The organism is Enterovibrio norvegicus (genome assembly GCF_002876705.1).
Lineage (GTDB): Bacteria > Pseudomonadota > Gammaproteobacteria > Enterobacterales > Vibrionaceae > Enterovibrio > Enterovibrio norvegicus_B.
In genome coordinates this window covers 1-987 of the sequence record NZ_MDAG01000098.1, presented here as the reverse complement: position 1 = coordinate 987, position 987 = coordinate 1, and the positions used below count along the sequence as shown (strand labels likewise).

2 protein-coding genes are annotated in these 987 nt (G+C 40.8%); both read left to right on the top strand.

The genetic code is table 11. The annotated features are described in order from the left end of the window. Nucleotides 1–109: 109 nt before the first annotated feature. A complete protein-coding gene (locus BCT27_RS25355; RefSeq protein WP_102397158.1) occupies nt 110–433 on the top strand; it encodes a hypothetical protein in 324 nt (107 codons plus the stop codon). A gap of 87 nt (nt 434–520) precedes the next feature. Then, nucleotides 521–856, top strand: coding sequence for a hypothetical protein (locus tag BCT27_RS25350; protein ID WP_102397157.1), 336 nt, complete (start codon nt 521–523; stop codon nt 854–856). The last annotated feature ends 131 nt before the right edge of the window (nt 857–987 follow it).

The following is a 987-nucleotide window of genomic DNA, read 5'->3' as shown; positions in this document are numbered from 1 at the left end:
TCAACGCGGCAGATTTTTAAAGTTTCGTGAATACAATGAATTAAAGCGGTTTGAGCGGTTTAATAAGCGCCCGTTATTGCAACGTTAGTTTTAAAAATCGGATTGAGCAATGTTCGGAATATTTAAGAAAAAAGAAGTGAAATGGCCGTTTGACCAGCCTAAGAACTGCGCCGTATTCACTATTCGCCAAGTCATTGAAGGTGAATGCCCGATTCAAGTTGTGTATCACGACCTAGAGGATGATGGTTGGCAGTTTGTTAGCAATATTGAATACACAATGGAAGATGCCAAGCTAGTTGGGCTAGAAGAGATTACAAAAATCGATCCTACTGTATTCGAGATCGCCACAATAAAGCCCGGCTACTATGCTTGGAGAAATAAAATTGGTGACAAATGGACCGTGGCTAAAACTCACGAGCAAGCAGATGGGTAAACTAACAAGCGCCTTAAACATCGTGCCCTTTGGGTACTGGACTCGCAACAAGTTGCTCACCGTTTAGGCGAGCGTTAGGGAATAAGTATGCCGAATGTGATCGTGTTAGAAACTGATTCAAAACAAATGATTGGTTTCTTACTATTTTCCTCGGATAAGCCTATTTTTACCGATTTGGGTTGGGAAGGCGATTGCATCTTTACTGGTGTTCCAAAGGATCCAATTGTGTTTGAGAATGCGCTGTGCGAGTACTTACAAGACAACAAGAACGTCGAATTCAGCGCAAAAATTACAAGTACTAACAAAGGTTACTCTTTAACAATTAATAAACTACTCTCAGCTGAGTTATCGCAAAGCTTAGAGGGCACTTGGTGGCCAATTGATAAAGAAATGAAAGGTTGCTGTTTCGTTCTCAGAGAGTAAATACCCTAACAAGTGAATGAACGTGGACGTTTACTCGTGGCGTGTTTTTTCAAAGAAACGCAGTGATTTTGGCGTTTCAATCTGTATGGTTTAGTAAACGCTCGTTATTCAAACGTTATGTGCACTAGAGT